Below are 17,376 nucleotides of genomic sequence, written 5' to 3' on the forward strand. Positions count from 1 at the left end.
CTCGTCGCCGTTACGGGTTGTCCACGACCGCCCGGTGGTAGTCCGACTGCCACCGGGCGGTCGTGCACGTATGGCGGTGGTAGACCAGCGGGGTGCGGTCGGGGTGGTGGGCGCTGTGCAGGACCCGCCCGACCAGCAGGGTGTGGTCCCACACGTCGTAGCAGCTGTCGACGGCGCACACGACGCTCGCCGCGGCCCCGATGAGCACCGGCTGGCCCTGCTCGTACGCCCACGGCACCCCGTCGAAGCGGCGGCACGGGGGCTCCTCGGCGAACCGGCGCGTCAGCTCGCGCTGCTCCCAGCTCAGCACGTTGACGGCGAAGCCCCCGGCGCGCCGGATCGCGCGGGCGGTACGGCCGGTGGCGGCCAGCGAGACCAGCAGGCTCGGCGGGCGCAGGGAGAGCGACAGGACGGCGCTGGCCGTACAGCCGACGGGGCCCGGGCGGGCGCCGTCGGCGGCGTACGCGGTGACCACCGTGACGGAGGTGGGCATGTGGGCCATCGCGGCCCGGAAGGCCGCGGCGTCGGTCATGTGCCGCTCCCCGGCGGACCGTACGGCGCGAGCGCGGCCCGCAGCTCCTCCGGCACCGGAACCGGGTGTACGCCGCCGTCGCCGGTGCGGCGCGCGCAGGCCACGGTCTGGCCGCCGCGCGCGACGAGCTGGGGCACCGCGCCGCCCACGCGGTAATAGTCGAAGCCCATGCTCACGCGGTACTCGTCGGCCGCCGTCAGCGACATCCGCAGGGTGACCCGGTCGAGGGCGAACAGCTCGCTGAAGTACGCGCAGTGGCAGGACGCGGTCACCAGGGCGAGGTCGCCGCGCAGCGCCCGGAGCACCCCCGGGGCCCGTTCGGCGAGGAACCGCTCCCGGCAGTGGCCCTGCCAGCGCAGGTAGTTGGTGAAGTACACGTTGCCGACGAGGTTGGTCTCCTCGAAGGTGACGAGGTGTTCGTACGCGTACGTCCGCGTGTGGGTCTCGGTCGTCATCGGTTCTCCTCCGGTCCGCTCAGCACCGCGACCGCCACCGGCCGCTCGACGCCCGCCACCCGCACCACCGCCGAGGCGATCAGCGCGTCGCCGGAGCGCAGCAGGGCCCAGCCGCCGTCGAAGACCCCGCCGAGGGCGAGCGGCGCGCGCGGGGGCCGGCCCGCCTTGGCCAGGCACTCGGCGGCCGTCCACACCCGGGTGGCCGCCGCGTCGAACGGCTCCCCGCACTGGTGGCGCAGTACGTCGGCCAGGGCCCGCTGCTCCGGGTCGAGGATGTGGCGCCACGCGCTCTCCGGGCGTGCGGGCACGGCCTCCCAGTCGCAGGCGAGGGGCCCTTTGGAGTCCGCGTCCTCGACCTGGAGCACCAGCCGGCCGTCGAGGTGGCTGCGGGAGACGCCGGGCTCCGGCGGGCGCCCCGACGCGGGGCCCGTCGCGGGGCGGATCGTCACGCGGAGGCGGCCGTCCAGGCCCAGGGCCGTGGCCGCCCGCTCCAGGAGCACCGCGAGGAGCGGGGCCGGCCAGGGGCGCTCGCCGCGCGGCAGCGGGCCGACGTCCCGCAGGCGCAGGCCGCGCCACCGCAGCACGGTGCGGCCCGAGGCGTCGAGGCCCTCCGCGTCCCACACGTACTCGCCGTCGGCGGCGGAGCGCTCGGTGCCGCGGACCTGCTCCACCGGTCCCCCGCCGGGCCGGATCGTCAGCGACCCGGCGGCCACCGGCAGCAGCCTGCGGTGCGGCACGCACGCCTGGAGCGCGTGCAGGGAGGCGTCGTTGACGGCCGGGTCCCCGAGCAGCGGTGCGGCCAGCGGGGCCGCGAACCACGGCCCGTCCGCCCCCGGCTCCGGCGGCGCCAGCGTGGCGCGGCAGCTGCGCGCGGAGGGCGCGGTCAGGCTCCGGACCCTGCGGAACCGGTCGGTGTGGAAGAACAGCGGCCCGTACAGCTCGTCGGGGTGGAGGCCGTCCCTCCCGGCGGTTTCCGCCGGGGCGGGCCGGTGTCCGTTGAGGGACGGTACGGCCAGCGGGAACACGGCACGGAAGTGGTCCACGCAGAAGTCGTCCTCGTCGCTGCGCAGGACCGTCTCGATGGCGTCCCCCCGGTGCAGGGCGCACACCCGTACGGTGCGGGTGCCCTCCTCTGGCACGGTCACGGGGTGCGCCCAGACGATGTCGCGGGCCTCGTACAGCGGTTGGCCGCCCGCCACCGCCGCGGCCGCCTGGGCCATGGCCTCCAGGCCCAGGACGCCGGGGAGCCAGACCACCCCGTCCAGCCGGTGTCCGGCGAGGTGCCGGTCGGTGCGGCGCAGGTCGAGCCGCGCCTCGGCGACCAGCTCGACGGCCGGGTGGTGGACGCGCACCTCCTCCAGGAACCGCTGCGGAGGCCCGGGCGGGGCCGGGGCGGGTACGTCGCGGCCCAGCCGGCCGTGCACGGAGACCGTGGGTGGGGTCCGGGCGGCGAGGAGGCGCAGGAACAGGTCCGTGCCGGTGTCCGGGGCGATGGGGGTGACGTCCTCGCGCAGGAGGGAGTCCAGCACGCCGAGCCGTACGCCCATGCCGGTGCCGGTCCACACCGACCAGTCGATGGTCAGGACCCGGCAGGAGCCGGGCAGTTCGGCCGCCAGCCGCTCGGTCTCGGCGCGCAGCAGGCCGTTGGCGAGGGCGTAGTGGCACTCGCCGGGCAGCCCGTACCGGCCGATCACCGAGCCGAAGCCGACGACCAGCCGCAGCCGGTCCGTGGGCAGCGCCGCGAGGAGGTGGCGCAGACCCGTCACCTTGGGGGCGAGGTGCGCCTCGACGCGTGCCTCGTCCAGGTCGGCGAAGCGGGCCGGTTCGTTGACGCCCGCGGCGTGCAGGACACCGGTGACCGGGCGGCCGAGCCGCTCGGTGAGGCGGCGCGCCGCCGAGGCCACGGCGGCGGCGTCGGCGAGATCGGCCGCTTCGTACGCGGCGGTCACGCCCGCGGCGGCCAGCTCCGCCAGACGCGTGCGCAGGGACTCGTCGTGCTCCGGCCGGGCCCGGCCGATCAGCGCGAGCCGGGCGCCGCAGGCCAGCGCCAGCGCCTTGGCGCAGGTGTGGCCGATGCCCTTGCCGCCGCCGCTGACGAGCAGGACGTCGCCGGGCCCCAGGGGCAGCGGGCGCGAGGGCCCGGGCGCGGGGAACCGCGCCACCTGCGCGTACGGCGTGTGGGGCCTGCCGCGTTCGTCCACGACCAGCTCCCGGTACCGGCCCGGCTCGGCTGTGGCGTGGCGGGCGGCGTGGCGCAGGCCGGTCGCGGTCGGCGGCACGCGCAGCAGCGTGACGCCCAGCGCGGGGTGCTCCTTGTGGAGGCTGTGCGCGAAGCCCGCGAGCGCGGTGTCGTGCGCGACGACCACCAGGCGCCCGGTGCGCGGCGCGGCGCGGGCGGCGGCCAGGAGGCGGCCGATGGGCGGCGGGGCCGCGCCGGGGGGCGCGTAAAGGAGCTCGGTGTCGGCGGTCGCGGCGCCGCCGAAGACGCGGGGGGCGAGGGCGGCGAGGGCACCTCCCCCGAGGACGGTGGTACGCCATCCGGCGCCGCTCGGCTCGGGCAGGCCGTCGCGGACGGGCCGCAGCCGCTCGGTGAAGCACTCCACCCAGGTGTCCACGCCGGGGACGGTGGTGCCGGCAGCACCCCCGGGGCCGGTGTCGGCGGCGGTGGCGGGCGGCAGGGCGTCGAGGGCCTCCACGAGGTCGCACACCCGGGCGTCGGCCAGCGACAGCGGCGCGGCCGGGGGGCGGCGGCCCATGCGGTGCGCGGCGGTCGCGGCGAGCTGGGTGACCGTCAGGGAGGTGAGGTGCAGGTCGGTCAGGAGCCGCGTCTCCATGCCGATGAGCTCGGGCTCCAGCTCGGTGGCCCGGGCGAGCAGGTCGCGTACGGCGGCGGCGGAGTCGCGGTCCGGCACGGGGGCGGCCGGGGCGACGGCCACCGGGGCGACGGCGTCCTGGGCAGCGGCGTCCGCACGGGCCTCCGGACCGGCCTCCGGGAGGGGCGGCGCCGCCGCGCACGGGCTGCGGAGGAAGGTCCGGGGGCGGCGGAGGTCGATCGGCCGGGCCCCGTACCCGGCCGTCAGTGCGTCGATCCGCACGCCGGCGCCCGCGCCCGTGCCCGCGCCCGCCGCGAACAGCGCGGCCACCGCGTCGGCCGTGGCCGCGTCGTCCGGGTCTCCGGGCCCGATGGTGACCACCGGGACGCCGCAGCCCTGGTCGGCGAGGAGCGAGGCGAGCCCCTGTCCGGGCCCCACGGCGCAGAACAGGTCGGTCTCCGGGAGTACGCCGTCGACCGCGTCCCAGAACCGTACGGGCGCGGTGACCTGGTCGCACAGCAGCGCCGCCAGGTCGTCGTCCGGGGTGAGGGCCCGCCCGTGGACGGTGGACACCAGGCGGCGTGCCGGGCGGCCGAAGTCCACGCCCGCGAGGGCGCGGCGCAGCGGCGGGACGCAGGGCAGGACCGCCGGGGAGTGGAAGCCGTGGGACACGGGGAGCCGGGTGCGGGCGATGCCCGCCCGCTCGGCGCGGGCCGCGACCTCGCGCAACTCCCCCTCCGCTCCGGCGAGCACCACCGAGCGGGGGCCGTTGTACGCGGCGACGACCAGCCCGGTCCCGTCGCACAGGCCGAGCGCGGTGGACGGGTCCGTACGGAGGCTGAGCATGCCCGTCCCGGGCGCGCCGAGGGTGGCCATGAGCCGGCCCCGGGCGCGTACCAGACGGATGCTGTCCCGTACGGAGAGCGCGCCGGACCACACCAGTGCGGTGATCTCGCCCAGGCTGTGGCCGACGGCGGCCGTCGCCGTGACCCCGAGGGCGTCCAGCGCGCGCAGCCCGCGCAGGGCGGCGCGATGGATCGCCGGCTGGGCGGTCGCGGTGCCGGCGAGAGAACCGGAGGACGTGGATACGGCGGACGGCGCGCCCTGGCCCGGGAAGAGGAGCGTGACCCGGCCGCGTACGCCGTGCCCCAGCCATACGCCCGGCAGGTGCGAGAGGGAGCCGGGAGCAGCGGTACCGGGCCCGAGGCGAGCGGCCGCCGAGGCGGCCCGCCGGGCCAGTTCGTCGGGGGTGGCGGCGACCACGGCGACGCGCGAGGAACCGCCGGCCGGCGTACGCCGAGCGAGCCGGGCCGCCAGGTCGTGCAGCTCCGCGAAGGAGAGCCGGGGGGCCGCCGCGGCGACGTCCTGGAACAGCGCGCGCAGCTCGTCCGGTTCGGCCGCGGCGGCGATGACGGCGTGCTCGGGCGCCGCGCGGCGTACGACTACGGGGCTGCGGGGGTACGGCGAGGCGGGGGCGGCGAGCACCACATGGGCGTTGATGCCGCCGAAGCCCATCGAGCTGACCCCGGCCAGCCGGGGGCCCTCGGGCCAGTGTTCGGCGCGGCGCAGCACGCGCAGCCGGGCCTCGCCCGACCGCAGCAGCGGGTGCGGGTCCCTGCATCCGGTCGTCGGTGGCAGCACCGCGGTGTGCAGGCTCATGGCCGCCTTGATGACGCCCGCCGCCCCGGCCGCGGCCTTGGTGTGGCCGATGTTCGCCTTGATCGTGGAGAGGGCTGCGCGCCGATGGGCGCCCGCGCGCAGCGCCGCCAGGGCGCCGAGCTCCACCTCGTCGCCGACGCGCGTGCCGGTGCCGTGGCCCTCGTGGAGGAGGACGTCGGCGGGGTCGGCGCCGGCCCGTTCGTACGCGCGGCGCAGGGCGAGGAGCTGTCCGTCCCGGTCGGGCCGGGTGATGCCCCCGGCACCGTCGGAGGAGACGCCCCAGCCGCGGATCTCCGCGTACACGCGCAGCCCGGCGGCGCGCGCGTCGGCCGCCCGCATCAACGCGAGCATGCCGCAGCCCTCGCCGGGCCAGAAGCCCGCCGACCGCTCGTCGTAGACGCGCATCCGGTCGGCGGCGAGGGCGCCGGTCTTGGCGAAGCCCACCAGTTCGAAGGGGTCGAGGCTCAGGTCGACCCCGCCGGCCAGGCCGAAGTCGACGCTGTGGTCGCGCAGCGCGCGGCACAGTTCGATGACGGCGAGGAGGGAGGAGGCGCAGGCGCCGTCGACGGTGAAGCCGCCGCCGTGGAAGTCGAAGTGGTTGCAGATCCGGCCCGCGATGGTGTTGGATAGCGCCCCGGCGAGCGACTCCTCGGTCGTCGGCGGGAACGGCGCCAGGTAGCCGGCCGCGGCGCGGCGCAGCACCTCCTCGCGTGCGTCGCCGGGGAGTCCCGCGTCCGCCAGGGCGGCGGCGAGGACGCGGCGCACGTACGGCCAGCGCAGCCGCAGCGTCCCGGCGCGGGTGGTGTCGCCGGTGAGGCTGTTGCCGAGGATCACGCCGACGCGATCGCGGGCCAGTCCGGCGCCGCCGGGGAAACCGGCGTCCTCCAGGGCGCCGGCGGCGGTCTCCAGGGCGAGCCAGTGGGCGGGGTCCCCGGCCCGGAAGACCGGGCCGGGGATGCGGAACGCCGACCGGTCGAAGGCCCAGCCCTCCAGGACGGCGGCGTACAGGCTGTACGTCTTGTCGGGGGCCGCCGGGTCGCGGTCGTAGTAGTCGTCCGGGTCCATGCGCTCCGCGGGGAGGCGGCGGAAGGCTCTGCGCTGCTCCAGGGCCATCTCCCAGAGCCGGTCGGGCCGTTCGGCGTCGGGGTACCGGCAGGCCATGCCGACGATCGCGAGCGCGGTGCCGTCGGTGCCCTCCGTGTCGTACGGGCTCATCGTGTCTCCGGCTGGAGTGAGGGGCGGCCCGGCGCGGGGACGGAAGCGGGCGGGGCGGGAGCGGACGCGGCCGAGGCAGAGGCGCTGGACCTGGTCGACGCGGCGCGTCCGGCGGAGCCCCACGGCAGCCGCTCGGCGGCCACCAGCACGCACGCCCGCAGCACGCACACGATCACCAGCGCGAAGAACAGGCCGAAGACGACGTGGAAGTGGACGAGTACGCCGTAGACGGCGGCCGTCGCCGCGCCGAAGACGGCCTGGTGGCGCGGGCGCCACGGGGTCGTGCCCGGGTCGGTGATCATGTAGTTGGTGAAGAGCACGAACGCCACGCCCGTCATCGGCAGCAGCGCGCTCACCAGGGAGAGGTCGCCGAGCGACAGGGCCCAGCGGAGCACCGCCTGGGCGACGAAGCCGCCGCACCAGGCGGCGATGAGCGGCATCTTGCCGGTCAGCTTGGCGTTGAGCATCGTCCCGGCCGCCAGGACCACCAGCGGGATCACCCAGTCGGCCGGGGCGGCGGTCCACTCGGTGAACTGGTACGGCGGCGCGATCCCGACCCACGGGAAGAGCAGCAGGACCAGCACGATCCCGGTGTTGCTGGGGTTGAGCACGTGCCGTGCGCGCCCGGCGACGCGCACCCTGACGACGTACTTGCTCGCCACGCCCGCGACGGTGGCGAGCACGGTCGGCATCAGCCGGTCGTTGGCGTACAGCAGCATCGCGCACGCCAGTCCGGTGATGTACGCGGGGAGCAGCAGGTCCACGACGGCGCCGGGGGAACCGGCGGCGTACCAGGGGCGTACGCCGCGGGCGTGGGCGTCGATGGTGCCGAGGACGCCTTCGGCGAGCAGGGCGGCCGCCACCGCGACGACGGGGGTGAGGTAGGCCTGCTCGAAGCCGAGGACGGTGTGGCCGACCACGGTCAGGACGGTGATGGAGAGGCCGAACCGGCGCAGGGCGGCGCTGCGCGGGTCGTCCGGGCCGCCGAGCACACCGCGGGCCGTGCGTCCGAGCCGGATCCCGAGTCCGTTCATCGTGTCTCCTCGGTGAGAACCAGCTCGTGGTGGCCGGGCCGGAGGGTGGTGGTGCGGGTGTGGACGCGTCCCTCGCCGTCGCGCCAGGTGAGGCGGACGGGCAGGGCGGTGGAGGGGCCCGTCTTGGCGGTGCCGAGGCCGAAGGTGAGGTCCGGGGCGTTGACGCCGTTGTGGCCGTTGGCCGGGTACAGCTGCTCGGTGCGCACGGTGCCGTCGGGCAGCGTCACGGTGGCGGTGGCGCCGATGGCGGGCCGGGTCGCTCCGCCGCTCGCGCCGCCGCCTTCGGCGGCCGGGAGCCGCAGCCGGAGGGCCAGGAAGGCACCGGCCCGGCCGGTGTTGCGGTACAGCACCGACGGCGCCCACTGGTTGGCGACGATGAAGTCGAGGCGGCCGTCGGAGTCCACGTCGCCGATCGCGAAGGCCCGGCTGACGGCGTCCGTGCCGACCCCGGCCTCGCGGGCCGCGTCGGTGAAGCGGCCGTCGGGGCCGCGGACGAAGAAGGTGTTGCGGTCGTGGCCGGACAGGTCGGTGCCGGGCGTGAAGTGGGGCCAGAGCCGGGGGTTGTCCAGGATGAGGTCGTTGGACATGGCCGTCTCCTGCAACTGGGCCCAGCGGTTGGTGTGTCCGGCGACGAAGCCCGTGGCGTGCATGATCTCGGGGCCGCCGTCGTTGTCGAAGTCGGCGGCCTTCACGTCCCAGCTCCAGCCGGTGCGGGACAGGCCCAGCGGCTCGCTGTCGTCGTCGTACGGGGCGGTGCCGCGGTGGAGCGCCCGCCCGGCGTCGCGGAGGCTGCCGCCGGCGGTGAAGGCGAAGTTGCTCTCGTGGAGGGCGTACGCCTCGCCGATGTTGCTGACCAGGATGTCGGGGACGCGGTCCGGGCCCAGCTGCGTGAAGGCGACGCCCATGCCCTTGAAGGAGTCGCGGCCCAGCACCTTCGACTTGGGGGTGGCGGCGTGCCGTCGGCCGACGGCCTCGCGGAACCGGATACGCCCCGGGGACGACTCGTTGACGAGCAGCTGGTCGGGGCCGAAGTCGTTGGCCACGTACAGCTCGGGGCGGTGGTCGCCGTCGAGGTCGTACGTCCCCAGGGCGAGGGTCCAGCCGCGCGCGGCGTCCGGTGCGAAGGCGTCGGGCACCTCGGTGAAGCGGGCGTCGGGGGCGGGGCCCCGGTCGGCGCCGGTGAAGCGCAGGAGGCGGTTGGTGCCGCCGTTGCGGGCGTTGGAGAGGGAGGCGTTCATCACCAGCTTGTCCGGCTGGTGGGCGGTGGGGTCCAGGACGCGGGCGCCGTCCGGGAAGTAGTTGCCGAAGACGAGGTCGAGGTGGCCGTCGCCGTCGTAGTCTCCGACGGTGGCGGCGTTGGTGTTCCACACGGCGCGCGGGCGGACGAGCTCGCGCGGGAGGAACGCCCCTGCGCCCGGGGGACGTCCGGCAAGGCGCAGGAAGAGGACGGGCGAGCGGCCCCAGTAGTAGACGACCACGTCCTGCCGGCCGTCCTCGTTGAGGTCCGCCGGGAGGCAGCCCATGGGCGCGGCGTACGACGGCAGCTCGCGCGCGGGCGGGGCGAGGGTGAAGGGCGCGTACCGCCGGCCGGTGCCGGGGGCCGGGCTGACGGTGACCGTGTCGGTGCGCGGGTCGACCAGGCAGATGTCGTGCGAGACGCTGCCCCCGTCCACGGCGAAGAGGGCGGCCCCGGCGCCCACGGAGGAGATCCACGACGGGATGTCGCGGTAGGCGGGGGCGACCGGCCGCAGGGTCCGGTCGGTGGGGTGCTGCGCGGGCGAGACGAGGTGCGGGGAGAAGGAGAACCGCTGGGCGAGGCGCTCGCGCATCGCCGGGGAGGCGCCCGGCGGCTGGGAGAGCTGCCACAGCAGCACGCAGGCGAGCAGCGCGGCGACCCGCGCCAGGTTGCGGCGTACGAGGCTCATGAGGGGTGCGGGCATGGTCAGTGGTCTCCTCGGCGGCTGCGGAGGTACAGGTCCCGGATCCCGGCGCGCCACAGCTGGTAGTGGCCGGTGCCGGTCGCGGCGGGGCCGAGGGCGGCGCGGGAGCGGTCGGTCCACGCGGCCGCCTCCTCGACGGTGGTGCCCGTCAGGACGCGTGCCGCCGCGCGGGTGTGCTCCGGGACGAGGCCGGAGACGTGGTGGGCCGCGCAGGCGAAGGCGGAGCCCTGGGCGAGATCGGCGCGGTGGGCGCCGGCGGCCGCGCCCAGGCGGTGCAGCTCCGCGGGGGTGGCGCCGCCCGCGTACGTGGCGGCGAGTCCGGCGCCGCTCCACAGGTCGCCGCGGCGGTGGGGCGGGAACTCGGCGATGCGCAGCGCGATGCCCTCGGGGTCGGCGCACTCGTGGAACCAGAGGGCGCGGCCCAGTCCCTGGTCCCGGATGGCGCGTTCGTCGGCGGTCAGGCCGCGCTCGACCTGCTGCCGCCCGATGACGCGGTCGGGATGGAAGAACCCCTGGTGGAATCCGTACCCGTCCCAGGCGAGCCACTGCTCGGGCGAGTGCGCGGCGGGCAGGCCGTTGCGGGGCCGCAGGCCCAGGCGCGCGTACGCCCATCCCGCGCCGACGTGCACGAGGTGCGGATACCGGGCCGCGGGCCCGGAGACCAGGGCGGCGAACCTGCGGCCGCGTGCGCCAATGAGCAGGTCCAGTACGGAGCAGGCCATGCCGGCGCCCTCGTAGGCGAAGCCGCGCCGCTCGGGCGGGAGGCGCTCCACGTCGGCCGCCAGCCCGGCCAGGGTGCGGGCGTCGAGCGCGGCGTGGAAACCGGTGAGGAACGCCTGTCCGGCCGCCTGGAGGATGTCGCGGGCGGGGCCGGGCCGCAGGCGGAAACGGCGTACGCCGAAGTCGACCTGCGCGGTGTCCTGGCGCAGCAGGGGGATGACGACGCGGCGCAGGGGGCGCGGCACCACGGGGACGGCGCGGGGTGGCCGGGATGGCGCCGGCTCCTCGGACGCGGCGGTGTCCGGTCCGGACGGCGAGGGGCCGGACGGCGAGGGGTGGGAGAGCATGTCAGCCGGACTCCTGTTTCTCCTGGTTTCTTTGGGCGGTGAGAAGCGCGCGTTCCATGAGGGCGGTGATCAGGTAGGGCTTGGCCACGGCCCGGAAGTCGAGCTCCGGGGCGAGGTCCCGTACGGTGCCCTCCAGGACCAGCAGCGACAGGATCGGGAACACGAACTGCGGGTCCGCGTACAGCCCGTGGCGGCGCTGGAGCGTGAACAGCCGGGTGGCGAAGGACATCAGGTCGAACGTGGCGGTGGTCGCGTCCCCGCGGGAGGCGATGAGCGCGGCGAGCTCGCGCCGGAAGCCCTCGGTGTCGGTGCGCGGTCCGGGGTGCGCGGTGGAGAGCACGATGTCGGCGCAGATCCGGCCGTCCCCGGCGCCCATCGCCTCGAAGAAGTCGGTGAACTTCTCGCGGGCCTGTTCGGTCAGGCGCACGGTGAATCCGGCGTCGACGACGGTCACCGCGCCGCCGGGCCCGCAGACGAGGTTGCCGGGGTGGAGGTCGCAGTGGACGAAGCCGTCGAGGAAGAGCATGTGGAAGGCGGCGCGCAGGGCTGTCACGGCGGCCTGCGCGCCGCCCGCTCTCCTCTCCCCGTCGTGCAGGTCTTCGAGGTACTCCATGACCAGGACGTCCGGGCCGCAGAGCTCGTCGTACACCTCCGGGACGCGGACGTCCGGCTCTTCCGCGAGGTTCTCCCGCAGGAAGCGGAGGCTGCGCCGCTCGCGGTCGAAGTCGAGCTGTCCGCGCAGGGAGTCCGTGAGCTGCCGCACGATGTCCACCACCGGGACTCCGCGCAGCGGTGGCAGCGGCGCGACGAGCCGGGCGAGCGTCAGCATGATCGCCAGGTCGGTGGTGAGGAGCCGGACGACACCGGGGCGGCGGACCTTCAGGGCGGCGGTGCGGCCGTCGGCGAGCCGGGCCCGGTAGACGCAGGCGATGGTGCCCGCGGCGACCGGGGGGCGGCCGGCCAGGCCGGGATCGTCCCGCAGGGCGTGTCTCAGTTCGGGTGGGAAGCGGCGCATCCCGTCCCCGAGCGGGAGGGGGGACGCCTGGTCGTGGAGGGTGCTCAGCACCCGAGCGACATGACGGGGGACCAGGTCGGCGCGGGTGCTGAGGATCTGGGCGGCCTTGACGAAGGCCGGCCCGAGTGCGGTCACCGTGGCGAGGAGCCAGGCGTCGCGCCGGGGCGCGAAGCGGTTCTTGCCCGGTGACAGTGAGCAGCGCAGGGCGATGAGGCCCAGGAGGGCCAGCCGGACCGTGAGGACGAGACAGGCGCGCACACTTCGTACGACGCCGGCGGTGAGCGTCACCTTGGGAATCCGGGCATGGCTCATCGGGGCACCCCGCGCTCGCTGTCAGTGGTGGCCGGTCGGCGCGTTACCGCCGGCTGCGGTAGGTCAGCCGCCGACCCGGACCGGGAACTTGTCGATGGTGGCGACGGTCTGGCCGGTGTCCGGGTGGACGAGTTGGATCGGCCGCTCCAGCCGGTAGAAGTCCCCGTCCGGCGGGAACTTGCTGAGCTCCGGGCTCAGCAGCTTCGCGGGGTCCTTGGTCCGCAGCTTCAGCGGCCGCTGCGGGGCTGCCTCGTTGCCGCCCTCGCCGGGCGGCCGCTCGATGGTCAGCGTGAAGGACAGGAACATCACCGCGCTCAGCTTCGGCGGGAAGTGCTGGACGATGTTCAGGAGGCTGTCCGGCGTCGCCTCCATGTTCTCCTGCTCGATGGTGATCTTGCCGAGCTGCGGGTGGTCGGCCTCGACCTTGTGGCCGATGACCTTGAGCACGACGGCCTTGTGGGGCGGCTGGTCGGGGTGGGCCTCCACTCGGACCTTGATGCCGCCCTTGAACTCGACGTTCACCAGGGCGGTGCGGACCTTGAGCGGGACGTTGGCGGCGTAGCAACTGCAGGGGATTTCGGCGCCGACGGACGGCAGGATGGTGGCTGTGGGCACGAGAAGAACCTCCGAACGGTACTCGGGGAGTGGGTGATGTGCACTTACGACATTCCCGAGTGCCGCCATTCGGACCATTTTCCTGGCCGGATTCACCCATCCGCGTGACGAATGGGGAGCGGGGAGGTAGTGCGCCGGTAGATTTCAGAGGGAGCGCGCAGAATTAGTGGTGCTATTTACATACGAGTTGCCTTTTGAATTGGCGAAAACACGCCACACAAAGGGGAATTCGGAACTCCGGGAGTTCAGCCCTCGTCCAGCCCCCGCTCCCGCGTCTCCGGGGCGAAGAACGTGAACGCCAGCGCCGCCGCGGCCAGCGGCGCCGCCGCCACCAGGGCTGTGACCTCCATCGGCGGGACGGCCGCGGCGGCCACCGACAGGGCGAGGATCAGCACCCCGCCCACCTTGCTCACCGCCGCCGCCCAGCCCGTGCCGCGCGCCCGGAGCGCCGTCGGGTACACCTCGGAGCTGTACGCGGCGACCACGGCCGCGGTCGCGCTGATGCCCCACAGCGGAACCAGGAGCAGCAGCCGCATCAGCGACGCGTTCCCGGCGACCTCCTCGCCCGCCGCCGCGAGCACCACCAGGGCGGCGGCCGCGGTGCCCGAGACGACGACCGCCGTGCGCTTGCTGCTCCACAGCCCGTACAGCAGCGCCGTCACCACGTTGAGCGGCAGGCTGATCAGGGCGCTGTCCCGCAGGACGCGGGCCGACGACGCCTCCAGATAGCCGATCCGGGCCAGGTTGACGGGCAGCCACATCTGGAACCCGTACGTCAGCAGCCCGGCGCCCGCCGCCAGGACCGTCAGCACCGCCGTACGCCCGCCGAACCCCCGCTCCCACAGGCGCGCGTACCCCGGCCGGGGCCCGTCCGCCGCGCTCCCCGGCTCCGGCGAGGACGCCACCGGCACCAGGGCGGCGCCGTACCGCGCCAGCACCTCACGCGCCTGCTCGGCACGCCCGGTGGCGAGCAGGAAGCGCGGCGACTCCGGGATCCAGCGGTTCAGCACCAGCAGGAGCAGTCCCGTGGGCAGCCCCACCAGCCACAGGGCCCGCCACCCGAACTCCGGGGTGAGCACCGCCGCCAGCCAGCTCGTCAGGGCGTACGCGACCGTGACGTTGCCGCCGATCAGCACCATCAGCCAGCCGCGGTGCCGGCGCGGCACCGTCTCCGCGAGCAGGGTGAAGGCGATCGGGATCATGCCGCCGGCCGCCGCGCCCATCACCAGGCACATGAGCACGTTCCACCAGAACCCCGGCATGGCGCCGCAGACGGACGTCGTGGCGAACAGCACCCCGGCCAGCAGGATCGCGTTGCGCCGCCCGATCCGGTCGCCCAGCCAGCCCCAGACGAAGGAGCCCACCATGGTGCCGGTGATCCCGGCCAGCGGCAGCCAGGCCACGGGTACGCCGCCGCCGGGGCGCAGCGGCGAGGCGAGGCCGTACTCGGCGGCGACCCCGGGCACGACGAGCGACAGGGTCAGCGGCTTCATGACGTCGATCGTCACGGCGAGCGAGAGCACGAGCAGCAGGGCGACGTGGGCGGGCCTGAGCGGGGCGTCGTCCTGGGGGCGCACCCGGACCGCTGCGATCGCCGCCTCGCGGCGCAGTGCCTCGGCCCGGGGCGGCCACAAGCCGGCCAGCACCGCCGCCACACCGCCCACGATCAGCGCCATGCCCGCCACCATGGCCGGGTCCGGCGCCATTCCGGCCATGTGATAGCCCATGTGACGGGACGCGAGGAACATCGGCAGGTGCAGCACCGTGCCGGCCGTGCCGGCGGCCACCCCGAGCCAGAACAGCCCCGGGCGGGGAAATCCCCCCGCGCTCGCTCCCGTTCGCGGCGTGCCTTTCATATTCCGCCCCCTCCCCCGGCCCCTCCCGTGGTGCATTCATGAATGCCCGTCACGGTGGCCCCCCATACCCGTCCGGAAACAATTGCGCATATGAAAGGGAAAAAGCCCCGGCCGCACGGCGGCCGGGGCCCTCCCCACGCGGCTAACGCATCAGCACGCCCGCGCCCTCCCCCGTCGACTCCGTCGGCAGCGCCACCAGGCCCAGGTCCGCGCCCGCCGGCAGCAGCCGGTGTGCGGGCAGTATCCGCACGGTGTAGCCGAACGGGCCCGTACGGTCCAGGGTCAGCGGCCCCTCGTACACCCAGCGGCCCTGCTCGTCCGGCCCGCCCGACGGCTTGAGCGGCACCTTCTGGGCGTCGCGGAGCCGGTCGTCGGTGTCGACGCGGCCCGCGACCGCCTGGACCTCGACGTCCTCGGGCCGGAGGTCCCCGAGGGCCACCCGCACGCGCAGGGCGAGCGTGGCGCCGAGCTCGGCGGTGCCGTTGGCCTCGTCGACCTCGACGTGGTCGACGGTGACGCGCGGCCACGCGGCGCGCACCCGCGCCTTCCAGGCGGCCAGTTCGCGCGCCGCGTCCTCGTCCAGCGAGCGATGGGCCAGGGCGGCCGGGGTGTAGAGCCGCTCCACGTACTCGCGCACCATGCGCCCCGCCAGCACCTTGGGGCCGAGGTTGGCGAGCGTGCGGCGGACCATCTCGATCCACCGCTCCGGCAGACCGCTGCCGCCCCGGTCGTAGAAGCGCGGCGCGACCCGCTGCTCGATCAGCTCGTACAGCGCGGCGGCCTCCAGGTCGTCGCGCCGGTCCTCGTCCGTCGTCGGGCCGTCGGCGGTGGGGATGGCCCAGCCGAAGTCGGGCTCGTACCACTCGTCCCACCAGCCGTCGAGCACGCTCAGGTTGAGGCAGCCGTTGAGCGCCGCCTTCATCCCCGACGTACCGCACGCCTCCAGGGGCCGCAGCGGGTTGTTCAGCCAGACGTCGCAGCCGGGGTACAGCTTCTGGGCCATGCCCATGCCGTAGTCCGGCAGGAAGACGATCCGGTGGCGCACGCGCGGGTCGTCGGCGAACCGCACCAGCTCCCGCACCAGCCGCTTGCCGCCGTCGTCCGCCGGATGGGCCTTGCCCGCCACCACGATCTGCACCGGCCGCTCCGGGTGCAGCAGCAGCCTCGTCAGCCGCTCGCGGTCCCGCAGCATCAGCGTCAGCCGCTTGTATGACGGGACGCGGCGGGCGAAGCCGATGGTGAGGACGTCGGGGTCGAGGACGCCGTCGATCCAGCCGAGCTCCGCCGAGCCCGCGCCGCGCTGCCGCCAGGAGGCGCGCAGCCGCGCCCGCACCTCCGTCACCAGCTGCTCGCGCAGCTCGCGCCGCAGCTCCCAGATCTCCGCGTCGGCGATGTCGGCGACGGAGTCCCAGCGCTGGGAGCCGCCGACGCTCAGCGCGTCCTCGGCGCGCTGGGTACCGATCTTGCGGGCGCCGAGCCGGAAGACCTCCGGAGCGACCCAGGTGGGGGCGTGGACGCCGTTGGTGATGGAGGTGATCGGCACCTCCTCCGGGTCGAACCCCGGCCACAGGCCCGCGAACATCTCGCGGCTGACGGCGCCGTGGAGCGTGGACACGCCGTTGGCGCGCTGGGCGAGGCGCAGGCCCATGACGGCCATGTTGAAGAGGCCGGGCTCGCCGCCCGGGTAGGTCTCCCGGCCCAGCTGGAGGATCCGCTCGACGTCGATGCCCGACAGCTCCGCGCCGTCACCGAAGTGGCGGGCGACGAGCTCGCGGTCGAAGCGGTCGATGCCGGCCGGGACGGGGGTGTGGGTGGTGAACACGGTCCCGGCGCGCACCGCCTCCAGGGCGGCATCGAACTCCAGTCCGCCCTCGGTCAGTTCTCGGATGCGCTCCAGGCCGAGGAAGCCGGCGTGGCCCTCGTTGGTGTGGAAGACCTCGGGGTCCGGGTGGCCGGTCAGCGCGCAGTACGCCCGGACGGCCCGCACTCCCCCTATCCCCAGCAGCATCTCCTGCAGCAGTCGGTGCTCGCTGCCACCGCCGTACAGCCGGTCGGTGACGTCCCGCTCCGAGGTGCCGTTCTCCTCGACGTCCGAGTCGAGCATCAGCAGCGGGACGCGCCCGACGCGCGCCACCCAGATGTGCGCGTGCAGCCGGCGGCCGGCGGGCAGGGCGAGGGAGACGCGGACGGGGCAGCCGTTCTCCTGCCGCAGCAGGCTCAGCGGCAGCTCGTTGGGGTCGAGGAGCGGGTAGTGCTCCTGCTGCCAGCCGTCGCGCGAGAGGGACTGGCGGAAGTAGCCGTGGCGGTAGAGCAGCCCGACGCCGATGAGCGGGACGCCGAGGTCGGAGGCGGCCTTGAGATGGTCCCCGGCGAGGATGCCGAGGCCGCCGGAGTACTGCGGCAGGGCCGCGGTGACGCCGAACTCGGGCGAGAAGTACGCGACGGCGGCGGGAAGTTCGCCGTCCGAGGCGCCCTGGTGCTGCTGGTACCAGCGGCGGCCGTGGAGATAGTCGTCGAGGTCGTCGGCGGCGGCGGCCAGGCGGCGCAGGAACCGCCGGTCCTTGGCGAGCTCGGCGAGGCGCGCGGCGGGCACCGAGCCGAGCAGCCGTACGGGGTCGCCGCCGGCCGCACGCCAGCCGTCGGGGTCGACGGTCTGGAACAGCTCGCGGGTCTCGGTGTGCCAGGACCAGCGCAGGTTGCGCGCGAGGTCGCTGAGGGGGCGGAGGGGTTCGGGGAGGACGGGGCGCACGGTGAATCGACGGATTGCCTTCACGTGTTCCACCTTCGCAGGGCAGGTACGTATCGGGGCGGACGCACCACGGTGTGCGTCCGCCTTCACCCTTCGACGGTAGTGGCACGGTGC

Annotated in this window: 10 protein-coding genes; all 10 read right to left on the bottom strand. The window is 75.2% G+C overall.

Annotation, left to right across the window (positions count from 1 at the left end):
* Positions 1-10: 10 nt before the first annotated feature.
* Positions 11-532 carry a flavin reductase family protein gene (locus ABZX67_RS13540; RefSeq protein ID WP_355358609.1) on the bottom strand — a complete coding sequence of 174 codons (522 nt, stop codon included), beginning with the start codon at positions 530-532 and terminating at the stop codon, positions 11-13.
* Positions 529-987, bottom strand: a complete 459-nt coding sequence (locus ABZX67_RS13545; RefSeq protein WP_355358613.1) for an acyl-CoA thioesterase — start codon at positions 985-987, stop codon at positions 529-531. The genes ABZX67_RS13540 and ABZX67_RS13545 overlap by 4 nt, the downstream gene beginning before the upstream one ends.
* Positions 984-6,674, bottom strand: coding sequence for an SDR family NAD(P)-dependent oxidoreductase (locus ABZX67_RS13550; RefSeq protein ID WP_355358616.1), 5,691 nt, complete (start codon positions 6,672-6,674; stop codon positions 984-986). Before ABZX67_RS13550 ends, ABZX67_RS13545 begins: the two co-directional genes overlap by 4 nt.
* The gene (locus ABZX67_RS13555) at positions 6,671-7,708 is read right to left on the bottom strand and encodes an enediyne biosynthesis protein UnbU (protein ID WP_355358619.1); all 1,038 of its coding nucleotides are present in this window, start codon (positions 7,706-7,708) and stop codon (positions 6,671-6,673) included. Before ABZX67_RS13555 ends, ABZX67_RS13550 begins: the two co-directional genes overlap by 4 nt.
* A complete protein-coding gene (locus ABZX67_RS13560; RefSeq protein ID WP_355358622.1) occupies positions 7,705-9,648 on the bottom strand; it encodes a VCBS repeat-containing protein in 1,944 nt (647 codons plus the stop codon). Before ABZX67_RS13560 ends, ABZX67_RS13555 begins: the two co-directional genes overlap by 4 nt.
* 2 nt (positions 9,649-9,650) lie before the next feature.
* Positions 9,651-10,715, bottom strand: a complete 1,065-nt coding sequence (locus tag ABZX67_RS13565; protein WP_355358625.1) for a DUF1702 family protein — start codon at positions 10,713-10,715, stop codon at positions 9,651-9,653.
* Position 10,716: 1 nt separating this feature from the next.
* Positions 10,717-12,042 (bottom strand): AarF/UbiB family protein, encoded by a 1,326-nt coding sequence (locus ABZX67_RS13570; RefSeq protein WP_355358628.1) that lies wholly within the window; start codon positions 12,040-12,042, stop codon positions 10,717-10,719.
* A 63-nt stretch (positions 12,043-12,105) separates the two neighbouring features.
* Complete coding sequence (locus tag ABZX67_RS13575; RefSeq protein WP_355358631.1) at positions 12,106-12,657, bottom strand: hypothetical protein; 552 nt, start codon at positions 12,655-12,657, stop codon at positions 12,106-12,108.
* Between the two features lie 245 nt (positions 12,658-12,902).
* Positions 12,903-14,513: an MFS transporter gene (locus ABZX67_RS13580; RefSeq protein WP_355358634.1), complete on the bottom strand. Its 1,611-nt coding sequence runs from the start codon at positions 14,511-14,513 to the stop codon at positions 12,903-12,905.
* Positions 14,514-14,655: 142 nt separating this feature from the next.
* Complete coding sequence (gene glgP / locus ABZX67_RS13585; RefSeq protein WP_355358637.1) at positions 14,656-17,286, bottom strand: alpha-glucan family phosphorylase; 2,631 nt, start codon at positions 17,284-17,286, stop codon at positions 14,656-14,658.
* Between the last annotated feature and the right edge of the window lie 90 nt (positions 17,287-17,376).

The organism is Streptomyces sp. NPDC003036, from assembly GCF_040611175.1.
Lineage (GTDB): Bacteria > Actinomycetota > Actinomycetes > Streptomycetales > Streptomycetaceae > Streptomyces.